Raw genomic sequence first — 17,242 nt, 5'->3', positions numbered from 1 at the left:
CAAAATCCTGGTTACCTGTCCCCGATATCGAAGGGCAACCATAAGGATATGCCCCTATGAGATTATCCACTTTTAATCGGGGGTAATGCATTCGGATTTGGTATGGATAATCCTGTAGGGGCTGTGGCTTGTGCGTTCGACTAAGCGTTCGACTGAGCTCACGCCGAAGTCTCAAGCCGAAGTCTCAAGCCGAAGGCCAGCCCAGCCCCTAAAACCTATTGAGCCGCCTCTTGCAACTCGGCAGGTCGCACGGTCAGATTCTTCGTTTGATCACCCCGAATTACCTCGAATTTCAACGCCTGACCAATCTTGCTACCCTCAACAACATCTTGCAACTGTTCGGCATTAGTCACAGCGGCATCATCGATTTTGACAATCACATCACCACGCCGCAGTCCACCTTTCGCCGCAGGGCTATCTGGCACCACCTGCACAATCAACACACCTTCCGTCTCAGGCACCGTCAGCACAGAGTTTGGATCTTCATTGATCTGCTTCGCCTGCTCTACCGTCAGATTGGTCATCTGGATACCAATAAATGGGTGAGGCACCCTCTTACCCTGAGCCAAAAAGCTTTGAATTTCCTTTGCCTTATTGATGGGAATCGCAAAGCCAATCCCTTCTGCATCAGCCCGAATAGCGGTATTAATGCCGATGACCTCTCCCTGTTCATTGAGCAAAGGACCACCGGAATTCCCCGGATTAATGGCCGCATCTGTCTGCACAAAGTCCAGACGCTTATCTGGGATACCCACCTGAGAGCTAGAACGGTTGAGAGTACTAATAATCCCTAAAGTAACTGTATTATCCAGACCTAGCGGGTTGCCCACAGCAATTGCCCAGTCGCCCACCTGTAGCTGGCTAGAATCTCCTTCAGGGGCTACGGGTAAGTTATCGCCTGTAATCTTAACAACTGCTAAATCAGAAGGTTCGTCAGTTCCCTTCACTTCGCCATCAAAGGTACGGCCATCCCGCAGGGTAATGGTGACCTTGTCCGCGCCGTTCACTACATGGGCATTGGTCAGCACCAAACCACTGTCGTCGACAATAAAGCCAGACCCTTGCCCCTGTTGACGATATTCCTGGGGTAACTGAGGAAATGCATCCTCGCCAAAGAAACCACGGAAAAACGGATCGTTAAAAAATGGATCAGGTCCACGGGTAGCAACCGTACGTTCCGTATCCACACGAACAACGGCTGGACCCACACGATCAACCGCCGCTGCAACAAAATTATGGGGGCTATCTGGAATCCTTGAAGCCTGTACGAGCTGCGCTGCAGGCGCTCCCACTTCAGCAATGGTTGGTGGGATGATCCATTTAGAAAATAGCCTCAACGAGGTTAATGTCAATGCCACACTGAGGACAATAACTAACGCGTAGTTCCTGATCTGACGCATGGGACGTGCTCTCAATTCAACGGGTTGCGGTCTGACCGTCCATGGTCAAACCTGGTTTAAGTCTTTCTTCATAGTTTGCAACGTCTTTAAGACTTTGAAAGTCAGGATAACCCTACAAAATAAGGAGTGATGTCTTCCAGATGCAGTCACACGCAATGCTTCCGGAGCGCTGAACTGTCCCTTATGGAGAAAGATCAGAATAAGGCTTTAAATGCAACATTAAGTTAGATGCTCAAACAACAAAAGAACCAAGCATAGCTATGCCTGGCTCTTTTGTACCTAGAACAGATATAGTATCGAATCCGAATTCATTAAGCCCGATTAAAAATGGACAATCCTGTAGGGGCACCCCCCTTGTGGATGCCCTTCGGTACCGGGTGCTATTAGTCAGGATGTCGTATAAGATCTGCCCTTACGGGATTATTCATACAATCAGGTTTGCTAAATTCGGAGCCTTGGCACCTGAAACCTAAAATCCAGGCGTCAGCAATTGCCTCTTACTCACTACTTCTCAGCATTATTTAACAGCTTCAAAATTTGAGCTGTAACCGCCAAACTCTCCTCAAACAGCACATCTTCACCCCAGCGCTGTAGCTGCTGTTCTAATAACAAATCAGAACGTTGGTCAGAGATAGCTGTTACTTCTTGGATATAGCAAGATTGCGCACCCCCACCAGACTCCATTCGCATACAGCCTGCCGTCTCAGAGCAGAGAATGGTGCAGCAGTTAGCATCAAGATTAGTCGATGACATCCGCAAGCCGGTCAAATCACCCAGCACTTCCCCCACATCAGCCACCGGAATAGCAGCTAATTCCACATCAATGGAGCGGCCATGGTTACCTTTGAGGGTAATGCGTCGTAAATCGTAGTCGCCACCTTCTAATTGATAATCTTCAGGCTGCCACTGTAGACGACTGGCTAACCAGCCAAGATACAGTAGTGCCTGGGCGGCATTACCTTTCTCATAGTCGACACCCACTTGGTCCATTTCCAACAATGCCAACCGTCGCTCAGGTGGATCGAAGGAAGCGGCAGATAGTTCTTGCCACGGAGCCAGACGATACCAGTTTAAGTCAGCCACTTTAGTACCGCTGTCCACTAGCTGATGGATCTTTAGTAGCTCTGACTCAGGATTGCCATAGTAGCTGGAGTCTAAAATTATGCAGCTACCGAGGGAGGCCATGGACTGAAATAGAAGCTGCTCTGGATTAGGTGTAGCTTTCCACCAGATAAATTTAGGCAGATCGTCAATCACTAAAGATTTAACCAGGTTATCCACCCGATCCAGCGCTTTCTTCGTACCTCGCAACGTAATGTATTCACAGCACACTAGACGACTGTTACTGCTTTTCTGAATCGGGCAGTAGGCAGACACCTGGGCCGTAACTCCAGTATCTTCATCGCCAAAGGTGGGGCAAAGGGTAATCACCCGACAAGGGTTTTGGGCCGCTAGGGCTTCGTTAAGGCTAAAGCCCCGCAGGTCGGCATTTGTATAGCGACGCAGCTCAGGAGATAGGGCCCGAAACTCATCGCGCAGACGCTGTAAAGTTACTTGATCCACCCGGTTGGTAATGGGTAAGCCATAGGTTTGCTGGGCGATTGCGATCGCACGTCTTGTCTCTGGCCCATGCTGCCCATCAATAGGCTTGGTATAAAAGCCTAGAGTTGCCAACAACTGCTGAATCTCTTCTGGCTCATAAATGATGACATTAAACGTCGTGGCTCGCGTCGCTACACCGGAAGCATCAGCAGCATAGTTATGCCATATCTCCCGAAGCTCGGCTTCAATATCGTCAACTGAAATGTCTTTAGGCTTTTGTAGCGTAACTAGAGAGGTCACCATGGCTTTAACCGCGCAATTGAATAGTAAGGTCAGGGGGTGGAAGTTTTGAGGTTTGAGGTGTTGGGTCCTAGTTATTGGTTATTGATTCTTTGGGTTGAAATGGCTAATAACTAATAACTAATAAACGTATAACTAAAGTCTTCGCCAACGACGACCGACTTTATTCAGCAAGAATTCGGCCTCTACTGGCTCCCATGTACCTGCTTCATATAACGGAATCTGGGCAGGATCGGCTGGGCTATCCCAAGCTTCTAAGACTGGTGTAAGCACCCGCCACGATTCTTCTACTTCGTCTCCTCGGGTAAATAGGGTTTGATCCCCAAGCATGGCATCCACCAACAAGCGGGCATAGGCATCGGTGCTGGGTTTACCAAAAGCTGCATCATAACGGAAGTCCATATCTACTGAGCGTGTCCGCAAAGAACTGCCCGGTGTTTTCACTTCAAACCGCATGGAAATACCTTCATCGGGCTGAATTCGCAAGGCCAGAATATTGTCATTCATCTGCTTTGCCGCCGACTGGAACATTAGGTGAGGCACCTGCTTGAAGTGTACTGAGATTTCCGATACTTTTTTTGGCATCCGTTTACCCGTACGTAGGTAAAATGGCACCCCTTGCCAACGCCAGTTGTCGACGCGCATCTCAATGGCGGCAAAAGTATGGGTCGTCGATTGTTCTAACCCGTCTTCTTCTTGGCGGTAGCCAGGTACAGGCTGTCCTTTCATCCAGCCATTGGTGTATTGCCCCCGCACAACACAACGATCCAGGTTAAGAGGATCGGCCAGCCGTGTTGCCTGCAATACTTTAACTTTCTCGTCCCGCACACTGGAGGCTGCCAGAGAATTGGGCGGTTCCATCGCCGTTAGGCAAAACAGCTGCATCAGGTGGTTTTGCACCATATCCCGCAGGGCTCCAGCAGTCTCATAATAGCCAGCACGCCCTTCTAGACCAACGGTTTCTGCCACCGTAATCTGCACATGATCGACAAACTGCCGGTTCCACAATGGCTCAAAAATGGCGTTAGCAAATCGGAAGACCAGTAGATTCTGAACGGTCTCTTTACCGAGATAGTGGTCAATACGATAGACCTGCTCCTCCGGCACCACCGCTCTTACTTTTTGGTTCAAAGATTGAGCCGATGCCAGGTTACGGCCAAAGGGTTTTTCAATAATTAAACGCTGCTTGGTTGGGTCTGTCAGCATGCCCGCAGCCCCCAACTGTTGGGTGGCTTCAGCAAAAAAGCGTGGAGCAACCGACAGATAAAACAGCCGATTGCCTCGCGTATATCGTTTCTCATCCAGCTCAGCTAAAAAGACTTTCAGCTTCTGATAGCTCTCTGGCTTGTCAATATTACCCGGACAGTAAAACAGTCCAGCGGCAAAGTTCTCCCAAAGCATCTGGTTATGAATACCACCACCGTAGTCTTCAATACCCTGTTTTAAATGCTCACGGAAGAATTCGTGGCTCCATTCTCGACGAGATACCCCCACAATTGTTAGCTCTGGTGGTAGCCGACGCTCTTGGCGCATTTTATAGAGAGAGGGCACCAGCTTACGCTGGGTTAAATCTCCCGACGCACCAAAAATAACTAAAATCTGAGGCTCTGGAATACGATCTTGCTGGAGACCAACGCGGAGGGGATTTTCGAGGAGAGAAACCATTTGGGGGTAAAGGGAAAATAAAAATGGTAGGAGCACCGCTTATGGGTGCCCTAGGCTGCGAAGTGGGCACCCACAAGGGGGATGCCTCTACGTTTATTGTTATGCAGGCGACAGCTGCTTAACCTTCATCACCAATGAATCCATCAGCTGGTCAAAGGGTTTAATAAACTTATCGATGCCTTCAGCCAGCAGCTCATCCATCACCTGCTCAAGGTCAATGCCCACGGTGGGAAGAGTTTCAATTACTGCATAGGCAGCATCCACATCACTCTCAATGCGGCTGTTCACATCACAGTGATCGGCACAGGCTTCAATGGTCTGGGGAGGCAGGGTATTTACAGTATCTGGACCAATCAGCTCATCTACATACATGACATCGCTGTAGGCAGGGTTCTTAGTGCTGGTGCTAGCCCACAGTAGGCGCTGCACGTTTGCACCGTTAGCAACCAGTGCCTGCCAACGATCGCTTTGAATGATCTTTTTGTATTCTTGGTAAGCCAGCTTGGCATTTGCGATCGCAACCTTACCTTTCAAGCCAGCAATCTGATCCCGCTTACTCTTATCGGACTCCGCCAGTTGATCAAGGGTATTGTCAACCTTGCTATCGATGCGGCTCAAGAAGAAACTAGCCACCGATGCCATGGCGCTAATGTCATGGCCATCCGCCAAGCGACCTTCTAGACCCCGAATATAGGCCCAGGCCGTATCGATATAGCTCTGTACTGAGAACAGTAGCGTCACATTGACGTTGATCCCATCGCGGATGGTCTGCTCAACGGCCTTTAGCCCCTCGGGTGTACCTGGGATCTTAATCATCAGGTTGGGACGCCCAATCGCAGCTGCATAGCGACGGGCTTCAGCAAGGGTGCCTTCAGCATCATGGGCCAGATTGGGGGGGACTTCTAGGCTGACATAGCCGTCCAAACCATGGGAGGATTCGTACACTGGCTTAAGCACATCGCAGGCCCGTTGGATGTCATCAAAGACCAAAGTCTCGTAAATTTGATCAACGGACTGACCAGCCCGTACCCCCGCTTCAATTTCTTGATCGTAGATTTCATTACCTGCGATCGCTTTTTCAAAGATCGCCGGGTTAGAGGTAATCCCATGTACATCTCGACTGTCAATTAGCTTGACCAGCTCGCCAGAAACAAGCAAATCTCGGCTCAGATTATCCATCCACACACTTTGACCATGGTCTTTTAGATGCAGAATTGGACTGTCATTCGCTGTAGTCATAGGGTAAATATCCTATATGGGTTGTTTCGTGTTTTCAAAAGTTTTGTTTGTACAGAAAAAATTCCGCTGTCGACAGCCAGGAGTTACCAATTAAGCTTGGCCAATGGCAGCGATTTCAGCTTCACGCTCGCGAAATCGATCCTGAATAAACGATTTCACTAACGCCACATCTTCTGTACTGCCCAAAACTAAAGGCGTACGCATATGTAACCGATCGGGAAGCACATCTAAAATTTCCTGGGTTCCCGTTGAGGCCTGTCCCCCCGCCTGCTCTGCCAAAAAGGCCAGTGGAGCCGACTCATAAAGCAAGCGCAATTTACCATCCGGGTTTTTCACAGTGCCTGGATACAGGAAAACTCCGCCCTGGGTCAAAATACGATGAAAATCTCCCACTAACGCACCACTGTAGCGAGCTGAGTATCCCTCATGGCGATGTACGTACCGAATATAATCTCGGATAGAATCATCCCACTGCCAGAAGTTACCTTCATTTACACTATAAACAGGCCCATGGGCAGGAATTGTAATGTTCTCTTCCGAAAGAATAAACTCTCCCAGGCTGGGATCAAGGGTAAACATATGCACCCCTGTACCGATGGTATATACCAGTACCGTACTTGGGCCATAGAGAATATAGCCTGCCGCTAACTGTTCTCGTCCTGGCTGCAACAGGTCTTTGCCCGTTTGCCCTTCATCGTTACCCCGTTGCTGGCGAATGGCAAAAATTGAACCAACATTGAGATTGATATCTACATTGGATGAACCATCAATGGGATCGTATAGCAACGTATATCGCCCAATGGGACAGTTCTCAGGAATATAGAATGGAGCCTCCATCTCTTCAGAAGCTAAGCGACAGACCAAACCGCTTTGCTTAAAGACATAAATAAAGACGTCGTTGGCGTAGACGTCCATTTTCTTAACCGATTCCCCCTGTACATTTTCACGCCCGGTAAACCCGAGGGCATCTTCGACTAAGCCAGCTCGCGATAAGTGCCGAGCAATCAGCTTGCCAGCCAGGGCAATGCGATTCATCAAAGCGCTTAGATCTTGAGCATCTGGCCCAAAGCTTTGAAGTTGCTGTAATACATGGCGTGACAGCGTCATTGAGTCACGATCTAACGTGGCCTCGTGAGATGGTTGATAGGTTTCAACCATAGAACCTCCATTCCCTCTTGTGATTGAGGTGGGTGAGCGAATGAAGCATCTATTGGCCATCGGGACAACATCCGAGTAATTAAGAAATTATTTGGATCGCTTACCAATGCCATTAGATACTTCTATTGCCCATGTTAGAAACCTGATCTAGGAAATGAAAAAAACTTTTAGATCAGTTACAGAAACACTCCTAAATTTGTCATCCAAGGTGCTTACAAAGTTTTAAATAGCTTTAAACAAATAAGAAATAGATGAGTCTGGCCTGAGTCACATTTCATAGGTCTAACAACATTCACCCCCAGGGATCATTTATTCATTATGAAACGAATAGGGCGATAAGCAAATGTACGTAAAAACAAGTAGGTAATTACATCTACTGCGCCGTTTACTATAAATCTTGTTACTACTGTAAGCATTTACACCGCCATCGCTTTCACAGCAACTTTAGGATAAAAACCCGTGTCATTAGGGTTACATTTCATCGATAAGTTAGCTGTGATTAGAAAGGGGGAGTTGTAATAATTACAACCTTCTTTTGTCAGGCTTCAGCATTATCAACATTATGGGCTATTCGGGATGGCAGCAGCCCGCTAAATATGTCTCACAATTATTGGGCTGGTTAGGTATTTTTACCCTAAGTAGCCCTCCTGCCTGGGGACAACTACAACCTACAGGAACAACAGCTATCACCACGGCAGGGGATCAGATTCAAATCACTGGGGGTACTCAGTCAACAGATGGAACAAATCTCTTTCATCAGTTTGACGCGTTCAATGTAGCCACTGGCGAAACGGTTACATTTGTTGCTCCTGACTCAGTGGAAAATATCCTAGGGAAGGTTAAGGGAAATCAAGCATCCATTATTGATGGTGGCTTAGCTGTTCCAACCAGTGCTAATCTCTGGTTACTCAACCCAGCTGGCATCCTCTTTGGCCCCAACGTTAATCTCAATCTCAATGGAGATTTCACGGCCACAACGGCTGACACCATCGGATTTGATCAGGGCTGGTTCACCCATGGTGCAGATCCTCAAGCGTTAGTCGGCCATCCTAACAGTTTGGCATTTATCTCTCCCCCCGCTCATCTGATTAATTTAGGAAACCTACAGGTCGATCCTGGGCAACATATCCGTCTATTCGGGGGCAGTGTGATCAACGCAGGGACGATTACGGCTCCTGCAGGCACAGTTACTGTGGCTGCTGTAACAGATAGCAATCGAGTCAGCTTAAGCCAGGCGGATCAAATACTCACCCTGGAGGTTACGCCCTGGGTTGAGACAGTTTCAAGTCAGGGTATTACACCGGCCAGCCTGCCAGCCCTCCTCACCGGCAATAACATCGACAATGCCGATACCCTAACCGTCAACACAGACGGTACGGTCAGCCTCACGCAAACAGAAACCATTACCCCCTCAGCAGGACACGTAGCGATTACTGGAACCATCAGCAGTGCTGGCGATCAGGGTGGGCAAATTGCACTTTTAGGCGACCGGGTCTCCCTGGTCGATGCGGCCATTAATGCCGATGGGATCAACCAAGGCGGCCAGATCTATATTGGCGGTAATTATCAAGGCACAGGTCCTCTACCAAACGCAACGTACACGTGGGTAAACCAGGATTCTGAAATCAATGCCAGTGCCCTACAGCAAGGCCATGGTGGCCAGATAATTGTTTGGGCCGATGACGCCACGGTGTTCAACGGCGGTGCCTATGCCCAGGGAGGGCAGGAAGGGGGCAATGGCGGCTTTATTGAAATTTCTGGGAAAGACCATCTAGGGTTCGATGGAGAATTTTCTCTCAGCGCTCCCCAGGGTGAATCAGGTACCATCTTATTTGATCCCGATAATATTCGCATTGTCAGCGGTGGTACACCTGCCGAAGTTGCAACAGAATCGCTGTTATTCCCCAATATCAATGCGACTGATAACGACCTCAGTACGTTAACCCTACACGCCAATACGTTAGCAAGCTGGAATGGCAATGACAACATTATTCTACAGGCCAATACCAACATCGACATTGATTTAGGCGGAAACAATGAATTGACACTTCAGCCAGGCACTGGCTCCATCACGTTTATAGCTGACGCTAATAACAACTTTATCGGTACCTTTCTCATGAGTGGAGCAGGCGATACCCTTAAAACATCAGGAAGAGACATCAGTATCTCAGGTGCAATCATTAGTCTCCAGTCCCTTGATACAGACGCAATTACAGGAGCTGGTGATGTTAATCTTGCAGCTCCGCTGCTAACTTCTATAGAAGGCAGTTTAACTGCTGAAAACATTACTGTCAGAAGCAATGAACTAAATCTAAACGGCGGCAACAACTCCATTAGTGGCACAACGTTATCAATTGAACCTGACAATCCAACCCTAGCCATTAACGTAGGTCCCGACACTAATACTTTATTCGATCTGGACCTTTTAGAAACCGATGTTTCAGCCCTGCAAGATGGTTTTACTAACATCACCATCGGACGCTCCGATGGGACAGGTACCATTACTCTCAATGATTCTGTTACGGATGGAGGCACAACTCCGTTTCAAGATCCTGTCACTCTCCTTGGAGCAAATGTTCTACGAGGTCCCAATCGGGTAACACCTTGGGTGATTACAGCCAGCAACCAAGGTCATCTCAATGGTCTTTTTAGTAATGGTCTTAGCTTTAAAGAGATTGAATCAATTGTCGTTGGCAATGGTACCAATGATACTCTTTCAGGGGCTGATGGCAATGACACCATCACGTTTTCGGGGGCGGATGCCGGCACGTTTAATGGCATAAACTTTGCTGGCATTCAAACAGTTAATGGTGCCGGTGGAGACGATCGCTTTATTTTTGGAAATGGAGCTGTTATTAGCGGCATCGTTGATGGTGGGACGGGTAACAACACTCTAGATTACGGTGCCTACATTACAGATATGACCCTCGACCTGGAAACTGGTAATGCACCGGGTACTGGGGGCATCCGCAATATTCAAAATATAATTGCTGGAAGTGGTTCTAATACACTGCAAGGGACAAACACTGATGATGTGGCTACACTCACGGATGCAGCCACTGGCACCTTAAATGGTACTAACTTTCAAGGCTTTGAGACTATTCTGCTAGGGGATGGTAACGATCGTTTTGTTGTCAATGGAGGAACGTGGACCACACTGGATGGAGGATTAGGAACAGACACCCTAGATTACGGGTCTAGTGCCATTGGTGTCACCATCGATCTGGAGAATCAAATAACAACAAACGTCGCAGCATTCACCAATATAGAAGACTTTCGAGGTAGTGGTAATACTGATACGTTACAGGGAACAAATAGTAACGACGACATTACTCTCACTGGTACGGATATTGGCACTATCAACACCCTAGCCTTCAATGGCTTTGAAAATTTAAACGGTCAGGCCGGCAATGATAATTTTATCTTTAGCAATGGTGCCTCAGTCACGGGCACCCTAACTGGCGGCGATGGCAGCGACACAGCTAATTACAGCGCCTACACCACCAATATTAATGTTGATTTTCAAACCAATAATGCAACCGGCCTTGGTGGATTTAATACACTGGAATCCTTCATTGGCGGCAACGGTAACGACACGTTTAGGCTTAATGCAAATACCCCCATTGAGTTTATAAATGGCGGAATCGGTAGTAATACCTTAATCGGTGACAATGTTGACAGTACTTGGAACTTAACAGCTAGCAATACCGGTAATGGCACAGGAATAGACAATTTCTCAAACATCCAAAATCTGATCGCAGGCAATCAATCCGACCAGATCAACATTCTTACCAACGGTGCCGGATTTACTGAAGATTTAGATGGCGGTGCCGGTCCACTTACCTATATAGGAGACACTATCAGTCTAGGCACGGCCCTTGTAGGGACTGAAGCATTAAATCTTTCTCCCTTGTCAACCTCCAGAGATATTCAACTAGGCGGTTCTGATACCCCCTCTACTCTGACAATTTCCACAGCTGAATTAGCAAGTATCTACAGTGGCTTTACAGCTATTACCATTGGTCATGCGGAGGGTAGTGGCACCATTACCCTAGGAGACAATATAACCCTACTTTCTCCCACTACGATTATCTCTCCTCAAGACAATGGAAAGATTGATACCCAAGGCTTTAATCTGACAGCACCTGACCTTACACTATCAGCGGCAAAAGATATCACAACTGCTAATCTCACAGCTCCAGGAGGTGTGATGCTCAACAGCGGTGGAGCTATCAGGACTCAAGATATTTTGACCACAGGCCCTCTGGATGGTGGTGATACCATCGTTAATGCAGCAACAACAATTACCTCACAACAGATTGACACCACTGGCACTACAGGGGGCAATGTTACCCTGAATGCAGCAGATACTATTCAGGTTCAAAGCATTCGAGCCGAGGGAGATAGTGCAGGCGGCAATGTGGATATTACCACCGACCAATTCTTTCGAGCCACCAACAGCTTTACCAGTTTAGACGGATACGTCGCCAGTATTTCCACAGCCGCCACCAATGGCACAGGTAACATTACTATTCGCCATGGCGGCAATAGTGCCACCCCTTTTCGAGTTGGTGATAGCAGCATTCTAGGCAGTGATGCCCTGATCACCAGTGGTGAATTTAAAGTTGCCATAGACAACTCGTATTTAAATAGCTATTCCCTTGGCAATATCAGTTTTTTAACCCAAGATATCTTAACACCTCCCACTCCTCCCACACCGCTCACACGTAATCCTTCTCCCACAGTTAATGCCCAACTAAGTAGTCACCTGCCTACGGTTATTGAACTACCTACGACTAGTTCCCTATTTACTACCGATTTAAGGTCACCGCTCCTCGACAGCCGCGCTACCCCCTTAGATGAAGCAACGTCTTCAGTGGGTGCCAATGATTCTAACAGTGCGCTGTTTGAACGTTTAGAAAATTCATTTTCCGATCAGTTTAAGTCTCACTTAAATCTATACGAGCGTGTTAGCATCTCATCCACCAGCCTGGCCTCGGCCCAAGCAACCCTTGGTAATGTTGAAGAGATTATGGGGGTAAAGCCCGGTGTTCTATACATATACTTTTTGCCACCGGAAGAGAACACTACAGCAGCATCCGAGTCTAGTCCCTTAAACCCCAATAATGATGAATTGGGACTCCTTCTAATCACCCATACAGGACAGACCATACGACGAAAAGTTGAAGGGGTTACCCGCAGTGACGTAATGGCCATGGCAGAGAATTTTTACGCCCAGGTAACCAACTCCATATCTGTCCCATCCCAATACTTGCCCCCTGCTCAACAGCTATATAGCTGGTTGATCTCGCCCATAGAAAATGAATTACAAAGCCAAGGAATCCAAAGCTTAGCCCTGGCCATGGACACAGGTTTACGTACTCTACCCGTTGCCGCACTTCACGATGGGAATGAGTACTTAGTTGAACGTTACAGCTTAGGAGTGATTCCCAGTTTTAGCTTGACTGACTTTAATCCTGAAAATTTTCTCTATTCTCAACTGGAGAACACTCACCTGCTAGCCATGGGAGCGGCGCAGTTTCAATCACAACAGATTCTACCTGCTGTACCTGAAGAACTAAACATTGTTACCGAAGCATTTCATGAGAGTGAGGTATTTCTCAATGAAAGATTTACCCTCAATAATTTGCAAACCCAAGTTGCCCGCAATCAGTATGGGATTGTTCATTTAGCGAGCCATGGTGTGTTTGCCCCCGGTGAACCACACAATTCCTATATTCAACTGTGGGACCAGCCCCTACAGTTGGATCAGGTCCACACCTTAGGCTTACAGGATGCCAACATTGCCCTGATGGTATTAAGCGCTTGCAACACGGCTCTGGGCGATCGTGAGGCCGAATATGGCTTTGCTGGCTTAGCGGTGAATGCGGGGGTACAAACCTCCGTTGCTAGTCTCTGGCCCATCAGTGATGAGGGAACGCTAGGGTTAATGACCTATTTTTATGACAATCTACAGGAAAATTCAGTGCGAGCCAATGCCCTACGCCAGGCACAGCTAGCTATGTTACGAGGTGAACTGTCGTTTGCAGATGGGACATTATATGGTTTTGATGGGGAAGCATTAGCGCATTTTCCAGAACTGGAATATCACGGACGTTGGGATTTTGACCATCCTTTTTACTGGTCGACATACACCCTGGTGGGCAGCCCCTGGTAGAGATATGCTTTATATTCTAGAGAAATTCTTCAAGGTCTGAAATTTGCCTTAATTTTATAGCAGAAATTTTAAAAGTATCATTAATCTCTAATCTCTACAAGACCTATAGAATTGAGAAATAGTTCGATTTTCAGAAAATTGACTTTGAAGAAAAATCATATTTCTCAAAACGACTTAAGAGGTTATAAAGCACCTAAAGCTGTTTCTACTTCAAGCAAGGCTTTTCGAGTTTCTGTAACCCTCTCTCTACGTCCGATTCTTTCGAAAATATCTAAAGCATCACTAAGTTGTTCTAAAGCTTCTTTCAGTTTCTTCTTCTTTTTACGTATCGATGATTCATTCTTAGCTAATCGCCTAGCAATTAAACCATATCCACGATAACACCATGCAATGGTATGGTCTCTACCAATATATTGAGCTATCTGGAGTGCTTTATCAAAACGTCGTTTGATCTCCTCAAGAGGCTTCTGACCTAGCCAAATTTCAACATGACCTAAATTAGCTGCACTAAATGCTATAAATGCATCTCTGTTTCTCCAGTTACTATTTTGTGCATCATCTAAGACTTTAGAATATAATTTTTGAGCAATCTCATAATATTTTATGCTCTCATCTTTTTGATTAATAATGTTATTCCAATGACCTCTATCAACAGCCAAATCTCCTTGATTAGAGTCAGTAATTGAAATAGTGTACTCCGGTTCCTCTGAAGACCAAGTCAGGCCATGTTCCTGTAGATACTGTGTCAGTAGCTGACGAGCCTCATCATGATAATTGTTTGATTGTTCAAAGAGATTATTGATATCTCCAATCATTTCAGGAATTGTAAGTTGTTTATATTCCTCTACAGCCTCTATCGCCTCGCCATGGGCAATTAGAGCACTCAATTGAAGGTTTTTGGCCTGATAAAGCTTATAAAAAACATTATCTGTTGCAACTTTTTTCAAGCTTGACTTAGCTTTTTTTCGCCACTGCTTAGCTTCTTCATAGTTGTTTTGACGACTGCAAACCCACCCTGCTCTGAAAGCTAACCTCCATGAGATTTCAGGATTCCTATCTGTTGAATCATCTTCTAGATTAAATGCAGAACTGCATATCTGAATACGGGTATCCCAAAAACCTCGTTCAAACAGAAAATGATGTAATGATTCGACAATTTTAAACGTATTTGCAAAATCTCTTTGAGCTTTACACCAATCAAATGTAGCAATACAGTTCTTTAAATCTTGCTCCAGTTTATTGTATTTTGTTAATTCTAGGCCTGGACGACCTAATTCCTCCATAAGTTCGGTAAAGTAATCAACGGCCTTACCATATATTTCTTGTTTTAAATTTGTGTTGCTGTTTATCTTTTCACTTGCGAAACTACGAATTAGGGGATGAATAGAATATCGAAACTCATCGCCACCCATTTGCTCACGATGAGTATGTAAAAGTGACAACCTTATTAGATGATCAATTTCAGAACGAAATTCTTCTTGATCAGTATCACTAATAATTTGAATAGCTTGTTCTGAAGCAGGTGCCGCAAAAAATGTCATCCCCATTAGAATTCTTTGAGCATTATTGCTAACAATTTTCCATGATGCACCAATTAAGGTTGTGAACATTGCCTCTACCTTAGAGACATCTGCTGATAATGCTTCATCTGGACTGGTTCCTCGACCAGTTAGGCTATTAATAATTACATTGAGAGACACATTTTCGGAAAGAAGGCCAATTATCACCCCCAATGCAAGTGGCAAACCACCAGTCGCACTATAAATAGCCTTCACTGTGTCCGTTGTAAAAGCGTGCTTCACTCCTTTCTTTAGTCTTGCTCGCTCCAGCATTCGTCGTGTTTGCTGACGTGTTAAACCTTCAAGCGTTATCAAACAAGAAGCTTGAGGATAAAATTGTCTTGTTGTGATAAGAATCTTACTTGGATAAAAGGTTTTATCACCTAAAAACTTATCAATTCGATCATCTCCTATTCTTTCAAAACTATCAATCACTAATAGATATCGTTTTTTTCGAAGTAAATCATTGACCTGTTCTTGCTTCTGAGCTAAGGTTAATTGATCAGAACGATAATCAAGCTTTCTCAATACAATATCCAGTAAATCAGCTAAATCAATAGGCGACTCATTTGCTGAGGCCCATATAACTTTCTCAAACTTATTTTTAATATTTCTAACAATTTCAGTTGCAAGCACAGTTTTACCTGTGCCACCCATACCTTGAATAACAACAGTTTTGACCCATCTTTCTCTAGATTTTAGTGGTTCTTCAATAGTTTCACGCTGTTCTGGTCGATCAATAAATTCCACAGGTAATTCAGGTATCCCGTAAGAATCTTTCAAGAAATCTTTCTCTGCTTTATTACTCTTTTGATCAACATCTTGATTGACTTGTTTTAATATTTCAACTTCATCTCGGAGAGCTAAAAAATCTAAGAATATCTCTTTGGGAAGACTCTTAACATCTTCTGATGAGTCAATCAGCTTCTCTAGTTCCTTTAATTTTTGGTCTTTTCGCTTTAAAATTTCTGCTTCAACATTTTTAATATCATGACTGTTAGCTTTACCCTCTATCAATTCCCTCCTTTTCTTGAGGATCGGAATACTAAAGTCTGGCCAATCTTCCATTTGGATAGAATTACAGCCTAACTCAAAAGCTTCTTCGTAACTCCAACCATTTCCTAAGGCATCATAAAAAGCTACTGAGAAAGATATAGCAGCTTCATCATCAATATCTTTACTCATGCCAATCACATAATCTATGTGCTGACTAATAGCATCAGCCTGTTTCTCTGAATAGCAGGCATTTAGTAGCACGCACTCAACCCCCCTGCTAGAAAAGAGCTTAAATAAACTTTTCAGAGCTTTAGATGAAACTAACTGTATATCGCCTAACTCATCTTCTAGTACAATCCCATCCTCGTGAACTCCATGTCCAGAAAAATGAACTATTTGTGGGTTTATGTCTAGTAAATGCCTACGAAAATCTTTTGGCCTTACAGCCCATCTTGAAATTAAATTAAAGCTATCTCTATGAAGTGAACGCTTAAGCCCTTCTTCAATTTCTCTCACTTCTTCTCCTAAGCGCAACTCTGAAGATTTCTTAGGATGAGCTGCCAATACTAAGATCTTTTTAGATGTAGAATGGCGATTCATGAGCTTAAAACGAGCATTATATTGGATTTAGCTTAGCGTTCTTCAAATGAAGCGTGTCATAATTTCAATTATAACTTTCATATTCTGAAACATATTTTTATCATGTCCCCCTTTTTACATGACTATTTGTAAGCTGTAGCAGTTTGGTCCACTACCTGAAGAGGTTGCTATATAGCAGAATGGCACTGACGTAAAAGTCGCGGAAAAGGCCTCAGGCATGATGATCTGAGAAGCTTACAACCTGGAAGCCCCAATATACTACTGCCTTTACTATGCCGAATCGTGTGGAGATTCTCAAGCAAAAGTATCAAGATAGTCTCGGTCTGCCCTTTGCTCAGATCTTGAGTAAATGTGAAATGGGTGTGACTTTTTCCCAGAATGTAGCAACCGCGTTCAGTGCTTAAAGTTCAACTGATGGCTTGATTCGACCTACGTCCGTGCCATTCGGATGTAGCATCTTTTTCTCGCCCCAAACTACGACATCCAGGACTTTATAGCATAAGTTAAAGATGTAAGAATGTAGCATATTCTCCCTTGAATGGATATATCAATGCGTCCTATGCTCTATTTGATTCCAATAGTTATCGCTTGCTCTAACGTCTCTA

The 17,242-nt window shown here is 45.4% G+C and carries 7 protein-coding genes; 1 reads left to right on the top strand and 6 read right to left on the bottom strand.

Features of this window, described 5'->3' with window-relative positions; translation table 11 throughout:
* Positions 1–215: 215 nt before the first annotated feature.
* From DXZ20_RS31520 to fbp, 5 genes are all read right to left on the bottom strand, one after another.
* Entirely contained in the window at positions 216–1,400 is a 1,185-nt protein-coding gene (locus tag DXZ20_RS31520) for an HhoA/HhoB/HtrA family serine endopeptidase (protein ID WP_163702796.1), read from the bottom strand.
* A gap of 504 nt (positions 1,401–1,904) precedes the next feature.
* On the bottom strand, positions 1,905–3,245 hold the full coding sequence (gene opcA, locus DXZ20_RS31515; RefSeq protein ID WP_163669127.1) for a glucose-6-phosphate dehydrogenase assembly protein OpcA: 1,341 nt from the start codon (positions 3,243–3,245) through the stop codon (positions 1,905–1,907).
* 132 nt (positions 3,246–3,377) lie between these two features.
* Positions 3,378–4,907, bottom strand: a complete 1,530-nt coding sequence (zwf, locus tag DXZ20_RS31510; protein WP_163669125.1) for a glucose-6-phosphate dehydrogenase — start codon at positions 4,905–4,907, stop codon at positions 3,378–3,380.
* A 99-nt stretch (positions 4,908–5,006) separates the two neighbouring features.
* Positions 5,007–6,146 (bottom strand): transaldolase, encoded by a 1,140-nt coding sequence (gene tal / locus DXZ20_RS31505; protein WP_163669123.1) that lies wholly within the window; start codon positions 6,144–6,146, stop codon positions 5,007–5,009.
* 90 nt (positions 6,147–6,236) lie between these two features.
* The gene (gene fbp, locus DXZ20_RS31500; protein WP_163669121.1) at positions 6,237–7,304 is read right to left on the bottom strand and encodes a class 1 fructose-bisphosphatase; all 1,068 of its coding nucleotides are present in this window, start codon (positions 7,302–7,304) and stop codon (positions 6,237–6,239) included.
* Positions 7,305–7,866: 562 nt separating this feature from the next.
* Between fbp and DXZ20_RS31495 the strand changes: the two genes are divergently transcribed.
* The gene (locus tag DXZ20_RS31495; RefSeq protein ID WP_163702795.1) at positions 7,867–13,482 is read left to right on the top strand and encodes a CHAT domain-containing protein; all 5,616 of its coding nucleotides are present in this window, start codon (positions 7,867–7,869) and stop codon (positions 13,480–13,482) included.
* 182 nt (positions 13,483–13,664) lie between these two features.
* Here DXZ20_RS31495 and DXZ20_RS31490 read toward each other — a convergent pair whose 3' ends face one another.
* Entirely contained in the window at positions 13,665–16,637 is a 2,973-nt protein-coding gene (locus DXZ20_RS31490; protein WP_163702794.1) for an NB-ARC domain-containing protein, read from the bottom strand.
* Between the last annotated feature and the right edge of the window lie 605 nt (positions 16,638–17,242).

The organism is Adonisia turfae CCMR0081, from assembly GCF_011009555.1.
Classification (GTDB): Bacteria; Cyanobacteriota; Cyanobacteriia; order Phormidesmidales; family Phormidesmidaceae; genus Leptothoe; species Leptothoe turfae.
This window is presented reverse-complemented; position numbering and strand designations above follow the sequence as displayed.

Bases quoted from the DNA above. Each gene is read 5' to 3' on its own strand.
- DXZ20_RS31520 (WP_163702796.1), bottom strand. From the start codon at position 1,400: ATGCGTCAGATCAGGAACTACGCGTTAGTTATTGTCCTCAGTGTGGCA.
- opcA (WP_163669127.1), bottom strand. From the start codon at position 3,245: ATGGTGACCTCTCTAGTTACGCTACAAAAGCCTAAAGACATTTCAGTT.
- zwf (WP_163669125.1), bottom strand. From the start codon at position 4,907: ATGGTTTCTCTCCTCGAAAATCCCCTCCGCGTTGGTCTCCAGCAAGAT.
- tal (WP_163669123.1), bottom strand. From the start codon at position 6,146: ATGACTACAGCGAATGACAGTCCAATTCTGCATCTAAAAGACCATGGT.
- fbp (WP_163669121.1), bottom strand. From the start codon at position 7,304: ATGGTTGAAACCTATCAACCATCTCACGAGGCCACGTTAGATCGTGAC.
- DXZ20_RS31495 (WP_163702795.1), top strand. From the start codon at position 7,867: ATGGGCTATTCGGGATGGCAGCAGCCCGCTAAATATGTCTCACAATTA.
- DXZ20_RS31490 (WP_163702794.1), bottom strand. From the start codon at position 16,637: ATGAATCGCCATTCTACATCTAAAAAGATCTTAGTATTGGCAGCTCAT.